General features: G+C 43.7%; 4 protein-coding genes. All 4 read right to left on the minus strand.

Going from position 1 to position 8,265, the window contains the following annotated elements; translation table 11 throughout:
* The coding region (locus ACEW80_RS06790; RefSeq protein ID WP_373525867.1) for a tetratricopeptide repeat protein at positions 1-2,426 on the minus strand (2,426 nt) is incomplete at its 3' end.
* A gap of 106 nt (positions 2,427-2,532) precedes the next feature.
* Complete coding sequence (locus tag ACEW80_RS06795; RefSeq protein WP_373525868.1) at positions 2,533-5,466, minus strand: filamentous hemagglutinin N-terminal domain-containing protein; 2,934 nt, start codon at positions 5,464-5,466, stop codon at positions 2,533-2,535.
* 195 nt (positions 5,467-5,661) lie between these two features.
* Positions 5,662-7,359, minus strand: a complete 1,698-nt coding sequence (locus tag ACEW80_RS06800) for a ShlB/FhaC/HecB family hemolysin secretion/activation protein (protein WP_373525869.1) — start codon at positions 7,357-7,359, stop codon at positions 5,662-5,664.
* A gap of 74 nt (positions 7,360-7,433) precedes the next feature.
* Positions 7,434-8,054, minus strand: coding sequence for a DUF928 domain-containing protein (locus tag ACEW80_RS06805; protein WP_373525870.1), 621 nt, complete (start codon positions 8,052-8,054; stop codon positions 7,434-7,436).
* Between the last annotated feature and the right edge of the window lie 211 nt (positions 8,055-8,265).

Raw genomic sequence — 8,265 nt, forward strand, 5'->3', positions numbered from 1 at the left:
ACTCCGTCTCCAGAAATTCTTCCTCTTCCGGTTTTGCAAGCGCTAAGAACAACGAGTTCAGCATTCAGACGCAGATTAAGAATTTCACTGGCTGTGAGAAAGCCGTCATCCTTAAGCGATGGTGCAAGAGCGATCGCTCCCGGTACTCCTAAATCTGTGTTCTGATTGCCATACTCAAGTAATCCGTGTGTGGCTAAATGTACCAGTCTAGCTTTAGGTAACTTTTCCAAAATGTTAGCTTTCGTTGCCTGTGCGCCAATGATTGCAGTAGTCTTGAACAGTTTAGCGATATCAAGAGCTTCTTGTTCCGCTTGTGGTAGTTGTTCTAAGGGTTTGGGCATAACGGGGTTGCCGACAATTAGGGCAGAAGCTGGAGAACTGAAGATTGAAGAATTTTTCCCTCCTGCCATCCGTCTTTTATCTTTCAAATTACGTGTCAAATCTAGCACTTGTATTGATGGCGCAGTCAGAATAGTGTGCTTCTCGATTAGATATTTGCCATTAGTATCTTGGAGGGCTGGGAAAGGAACTGAGAATAAGGTTTCTTGGGGTATAAAAATAATATGAGCATCTGGGTTAACGGGCAAGAGATCGGCGATCGGCTGAATCAAGAGTTGATGGAGTATCTGCCTGAAGTCCTGACTTTTAGAAGATGATTTTGCCGCTTGGGCAGGTTTCATTTGACGCAGTGCTTGCATCAGTTGTTCGCCTTTCCCAGCAGGTTTACTGAGGCACTTGTCAACATTGGCACTTCTGTCAAGAGTGAAGCAATGGGAAATATTAATAACATCAGCAAGGGTTCCACCTTTTTGCCACAGCGGTCTTAAATCAACTCGCCGAAATGCAACTTTACCACTAGGTTGTACTACCCAGATGAATAGTTCTTGCTCTCTGCCTCGCTGTTTACCCCGAAACTTAAAGTCATCATCGGGAACAATCGCATATTCTACCAATGTGGCATTTTGTTGACGGGCGATTTGACGAATTTTTTCAATACTCGGTGGCGGGTTGTCGGTAATTGATGATACCGATTTTTGCTTTTCGCCTTCTTGATACATGCGTCTAGCAAGTAAGTCGGCAAAGGCGCGGGCGCGTCCTTGTTCTGCGGCTTCTAGGGAAGCTTCAGGTTTGTTGGCGGCAACCAGGATTTGTTGCAGCAGGTTGTAGGTGTATACTTGAGTATCGAAGATAGAGACTTTGTAAGTGTCGTCGAGTCCGGGACGTAGACCATCGAGGAGTTTGACGGCGGCACGGAGTTTGTCTTCAGCTTCTTTGAGTTTACCAGCAGCGAACAAAGCATGACCAAAGTTGTTAAGCGCTTTGCCTTCGGCTTCTGGATCTCCTATTGTTCTGGCAATTGCTAAAGCTTGCTCTTGATATTGAATTGCCTTTGGGTAGTCGTGGGAATCTTCGTAAACCAGTCCCAAACTACCCAGCGCTTCGCCTTCTCTTTTACGATCGCCTGCTGAAGAAGCTAGTTCCAATGCCTGTTGGTAGTATGTGCGGGCTTTATCGCCTTGACGCAAAGAATGATAAGTAGATCCCAAGTTGATTAGGGTGCTAGACTGTCCTTCACTATCGCCAATTGACTGATTAATTTTCAGGCTTTGTTTATGAAAGGCGATCGCATTGTCGTATTGACCCAAATTGGCGTAAATAGCGCCTAAATATCCTAAAATAACTCCTTCCTGGGCGTTATCTTTAATTGTTTGAACAATATTTAAGCTCTCTTGGTAGGAAGCAATTGCATTGTCATAATCGCCTAAAGACTGATAGGCATTACCGAGATTTCCTAAAACTTTTCCTTGTGTTTGATAGTCTTTGAGTTCTCGAAAAATTTGCAGCGCTTTGTGATTGAATTCAATAGCAGCACTGTAGTTTCCTACTACTCGGTAAGCGATCGCCAAATTGCCTAAAATCACTGCTTTTTGTGAGCGTTGGCGTTGCTTCTCCTGTGGAGAATTGCTCAATTGCTGAATAATTTTTAAACTCTGCTGGTAGTATTCAATCGCTTTTGTATAACTGTTGGCTTTTACATAGGTGTCTGCTAACGTGACTAAAGCATTTTCTTCATTGAGGTGATCGCCCAGTTCTCGCGTGATATTTAGATATTGCTGCAAGTAAGCGATCGCTTTTGGGTGGTCAGGTAAAAGCAGGTAAACTGCGCTTAAATTTTTCAGCGTTGCTGCTTGGGCAGGACGGTCTTTCAGAGTACGGTAAGCGGTAAGCGACTGCTGCCAAAATTGAATTGCTAACTGTAGTTGCTTTGCCTGGTAATATTCAATACCTTGCTCAAACAGGCGATCGGCTGTTTCAGGAGTCGTTATTTGGGCTGGAGGCGAAACGGAGATAGCCAGCAAATTTTGACGAAAAGGTATCAAACTTATCAGTAGAGTAATCAAGACACTGAGGCAAATAAAAAGCACTCCTCCCTGCAAGCTGTGAAGGATTCGGGGTCTGCTTTGAATTATGGGTAAGCAATCAGACACGACATTAGCCCAAACGGGTAATTTCTAGGACTATAGCTTATTCCTACTTTTTAGTCTCTGACGGAGGCGTAGGGTTAGGATTTGGGATAGGTTTAGTCTGATTATCTCTAACAAAGCGAAGAATATTGGTATCCTTATTTTCTTCTCTACACGGATTGGCTGTTGTTGATGTTAGAGAATTCGTAGTTTCTCCACGTGTGGGATTTTCTCTTGAGTTAAGCGAAACTACTGTATTTGAGGGCGGACAAGCAGGATTTTGGGATGGTTTGTTAAGTTGTCGCTGTGCAGTTTGAGCCTGAGAATCGTCGATTCCCGGTTTAGTAGGATTATTTGGATTATTTGGATTGCTTGGATTGCTTGGATTATTTGGATTGTTTGGATTGCTTGGATTGCTTGGATTGCTTGGATTATTTGGATTGTTTGGATTGCTTGGATTATTTGGATTGTTTGGATTGCTTGGATTATTTGGATTGTTTGGATTGTTTGGATTGCTTGGATTGCTTGGATTGCTTGGATTGCTTGGATTGCTTACAATCGGATCTTCAGGTCGAGGGACGGAAACTACACTGATGTTATCACTAGAGGACAGTTGTGTATCTCGAAAGACACCATAAAGAGCTGCATCAACTCCACCTTTGATAATAATCAACCCAGTGGTATAGCTAGCATCCGACGGAACAGAGTTGGGATTGAAGTCTACATTTTTGACATTTACAAGTTCAGGGTCAAGACGAATTCCATTTGCATCAACAAAATCAAGTTGTCCCTCTTGACCGGGTTGAAAGAAAACTTGTTTACCATCTATCCTGAATATAGGATTTCCAGCCGCATCTCTTTCTAAACCGAAACCATGCGTGAAACTTACACTACTATGCTGGATATTTATGTTTTGCTGTGCCTGAATACTAACAGGAATCTTAAGGTTACCTACATTTATAGACCCTAAATTGCTAAACCCTGTCAGGTAAGTCCCTCTAACTTGAAAAACACCAGCAGCATTAACGTCTATACTCCCAAACTGAACCTTGACACTATTGACTACAATGTTGCCTGTTTTGGAAGACAAGAATCCAGTATCCAAGCTGTTTGAAACACTATTTACCGAGATAGCGTCGATGTTCCCTGTAGTAATATCCTTTGCACTGGACAGCATAATATTACCTGCTGTAATATCTCCTGCAACCGTAATGCCACCTCCTGATGAATTCAGAACAACTGGGCTGTTTCTATCATTACTATCAAATGAGGGAATTTGAGCAGACATATTTCCATTTACACTGATATTGCCTATTGCAGACAGTATTACCGGACCCAGAGATTGATTGTTCGTCAGTAATGAAGATGAAATCGTAATGTTACCCACTGTAATATTTCCTGGTGATGTGGGCATTTCGGTATATTCAAAAGCTGATCCCAAGAAACTCGAAGGCGTGCTAGGCGCATTGCGTAACTCACTCACACCTGCTCGCAAAATCAGCGATGGGCTGCTTTGGAGAACTGCAATATCTGGATCTGTTCCAACCAGAGACACATTCGGATCAGTAATCTTGATATCTCCACCAGTTATACTACCTTTGGCTTCTACCTTCAGCGAGGAACCTTCGTAATTGCCAAAATTAACATCGCCATTCGAGCTAATGATTCCCTGTGTATTGGTTGCACTTGAACTTAAAAAATTAGAGGTAAAGTTTCCAACTCCACCAGAAAGGTTGATTACTGAAAAATTTCCACCTGTAATAAAAGTAGTGTTGCCAATAATTTTGCCATCGCTAACTAAATTCAGGTTACCGCCCGTGCTGAAGATAGAAAGCAGATTACTTAACTGGATATCAATGCTTTTGTTCCCCTGAACTTTTAAATTACCCCCGACTTGCAAAGCAAGAAAGTTTGAATCATCCCTAAACTGTACAGTATTCTCAGCTTGCAGAGTTAAATCACTAGCGGTGGTTAATTCCTGCCCGACGGATTTACTCACAGAAATCAGATTGCGGTTCGATGATAGCTTGGCATTTTGGGCTAAAACAGAACCCGCCACCACATCTCCGTTCTGTATCTGTATACCTGAACTTGTCAACGTCACCTTATCGTCGCTGACAGTTACACCACTTGGACTATTATTTATGTCACCGCCCGTCAGCAGTTGTGGCAGGGATAAAATAGGTAAAGACCACTTTTCAGGTGGATTTGCAGATGCTGATAGTGGCTGAACTTCCAGACTGAGGATGTTTCCCGGTTGGCTAATTCGCACTACTCGCTCACCAGCAACTGTAGCAACAACAACTTGACCTCCCCAAGCTCGAAGTTCTCCAGTATTAATAACCGTACCGCCAACTAATGTAAGATTTTTTCCCGTGCCAACAGCTAACGTACTAGCATTAGCAATCGCTCCCGGTTGATTCATGGTAAATGCAAACGCACTTGGATTTCCCACTAAAGCTGCGTAGTCATTCGTACCTATTGCATTAAACCACTTATCGCCTAACTCGATGCCGTTCGCAGTTGTCGCAGTGAAAGATGCAGGCACATTCAACCTAACACCTGAACCAAATAGAATTCCAGCGGGATTCATCAAATACAAGTTAGAATTGCCACCCGTAACTTGAATTATCCCGTTGATAATAGAAGCATCCCCGCCAGTCACTCGACCCAAAATGTTTTGAATTTCTGGCTTGGAAATAAAGTTAGCAGTTTGATCTTGATTGACTCCGAATTTTTCAAAGCTGTGAAGTAGATTTGCTCCTGCATTAGTGCCACCTTCAATATTTAAGGTATTGCCATTTTGGTTGACGACAGTACCGGCATCGTTAGTAGCTGGTGTAATCTGCGCTTTTGCCGCAGTTTGCAGTCCGTTTACAACTATAAATGTGGTGAACAACAAACTTGTGATGCAAGCCTTACCGACTACAAAAATCCTCCGAGTTGGTTGCCCCGCCTTAACCAAATTCAATTTCAGAAATAAGTATGCTGTTACTTTCATTACTTATTAATTTCCTTTGTGATAAATCATTGGTGAAAAACAACTAGCAGACGCAACCAATAACCCAAAATTGTTTTAGTATAAATACTTAAAAAAGTAGAAGGCGATCACTTTACCCGTTAGTTTATAAATTGAGCATTTTTCTGTTGAATTTTACACCTTAATACTCAAAACTTAAAATTAAAAGCTCGCGCATCAAAAGTTGTAGCCGACACTAAAGTTAAAACCTCGGTCTTGGGCGTTGTTACCGCGATCGCCCCATTCAATTATTGGCACTGCGTAATCAAGTCGCACGCCTAAGCGCGGAATCGGTTCCCAAATCAATCCCAAACCGACAGATGCTAAAAAGGTTTCTCCTGTTAATTTGTTAGGATTATCAGATTTACTCCAAACTCCTCCCACATCAACAAAGGGCGCAAATTGCAAATTTGGCTGTCCAGCTTCATCCCGTTGGATGGCGATACGGTCTTCTACCGACACACGAAAGCCATTGTCTCCCGAACGGGCGTTCTGCCGATAACCCCGTAACGATTGCCCACCACCAATCACAAATTGTTGAGAGGGTAGTAAACTATCAGGACTGAGTTGCACGTCTGCTTGAGCAATCAGTAAATTGTCCCTGCCAAGGCGTTGCACTCGTTGAAGTTGCCCCAACCAACTGAAGAAGCGCCCATCTGGTAAGGGGTCTGAGTTGACTGTAGCATCGAGAACATCAAGACCAAAGCTGAATTGCGATCGCAATGCCCATGCACCAGAGCGATCGCGTTTAACATAATCCTGCCCAAACTTCAGCACCCGTGTCTTGCTGTTACCTCGGTCAGCACCTTCGCCAAAAGTGTAGGGTGCGCCTTCTAAGAAGGTTTGCCCGTCCTGCACAGCAAACCCAACAGACAATGCAAATTCCTCACGGGGATTCCGTATTACTGGTTGACGATAGCTAATTTCATACAGCTTGCTGTCGGCAGTAATGTTAAACTGAGAAAATGGGGCTTCAATGATTTTGCTATCGCTAGGGGCATAGCGGAACTGTACAGTTCCGTTCATCGCATTGACAGGAACTCGGTAGTTAAAGTCAAAGGAATTAGCACCGCCTGCTGTGGTGCGATAGTAATAAGCGCTAAGTTCATCACCCAACCCGGTAAGGTTGCGGTAGGTGATAATACCACCCAAGCGTTCTGAACCCACAGCAGGGGGTGAGTAATTGTCAACTCCCACAAAGCCAGTGAGAGCATTTGCTTCGGTAACTCTGACTGTGAGAATGCTTTTACCAAGTTCGGTTCCCGGCTTCAGCGTTGCTTCAATGTTAGTAAATAACGGATCGGTTTTCAGCAGTCTCAGTTGGTCTTCGAGTTTGTCTGCTCTAAGTGGTGTTACACCCAGTTGAATCCGACTGCGAACATAAGCAGGATTCAATCTGCGGATACCTTCTACCTCAATTTTTTCTAGGGAGCCTTCAATTACCAGGATTTTTACCACACCGTCAGCAATCGTCTGGTCTGCTAAAACTGCCCTAGAGGTAATGTAACCCCGACTCAGGTAAATTTGCGTGATACTACTTACAACGCCTCTGAGGTCTTTGAGGGTGACGGTACGTGCTTCAAAGGGTTTGGTGATGGTGGCGATTTCCTCTTGCGAGAGAATAGTACTGCCTGTAACTTCAATTTTGCTGACAGGAATGTTGACTGATGGTTCTTCAGGTGCAGGGGTTGGTACCGGCTCCGTTGGGGCAATGGGTGGCGTATCGTCTTGAGGGAGAGGTTGGGGTGTGGGTAAGGGTTGGGGGAAGCGATCGCGGTTAGGATTCGGTTTGTCACCAGGTGGGACGGGAGATGTTTGGGCAAAAACTGGTGAGGCAATTAGCAGCGAAAAGCTAGCAATTAGCTTAGGAGTCAAGCCCCTAAACCAACTTGCTGGGAATAATGAATACATCACTTTACCTTATATTCACTTATATATCAAAGCCAAAATTAATTAAGCAGAGTAGCTGTAGCAAGTTGCTGTAATTTGATAGATTGCAAGAGACTTTGCCAATCTGTAGCTAAAGATACATCGTTGGGATTAGCAAGGCGGAGTTGTGCCAGCATATTCAGCGGATCGTACCAAATCCCCGATGCGGCATAAATGGCAATCTTTTCTCGCGGATCTGTCGCTGCTGCTAGCTGCTTCGCTACGTTTGATTGCAAACTGACTCGTTGAATGTCTCCTTCAACTTGAACAGGATAACTTGCTGTTTGTTGCTGATTGCAATGAACTTTAAAGTACCAGCGATATGTTTTGCTTACTTGTAGAGGTGCAACAGTAGACGGGAGGGGGACACTCATTACTCCTGGTTTTGGCGGTAATGCGATCGCCTGACGATAAACATCATTTTCCTCACCATCTTGCAGCACAAACTCAGCACTCAAGTTGGCAACATCTTTTGTGTAAGGAACGTAAAACCAAAAAGTTGGACGTTCTGCAGTAGTTAGCCCCCACACATCCTTCGGGGCTGAATTGTCCTTTTGTTTAGTTGCCAAACCTCGCTCTCTAAAGGGTATCAAGGCAGTTAGTGGAGTTTCAACCTTAGGACAATTTTCTCGGCTACCCATTCCGGTTTCACGCCCAGATATGCTACTTAATCCAGGAGGTGTTTTTGACCAAACAAAAACAGGTCGGGATGCAATACTGCTCGGTTAAGGAAAATAAAGAGTAAAACAAAGAGAAAAGTGTTCGCGTATAGTTTCCGAGAACTAAAATTGAGAGACTTACTTTTTCTCTTTGAGGCTGTCGTATAAGTCAACCCAGTTTTGTCGAAGAGAA

Origin of the sequence: Nostoc sp. (assembly GCF_041747015.1) — a bacterium.
In the GTDB taxonomy this organism is placed as follows: Bacteria; Cyanobacteriota; Cyanobacteriia; order Cyanobacteriales; family Nostocaceae; genus Nostoc.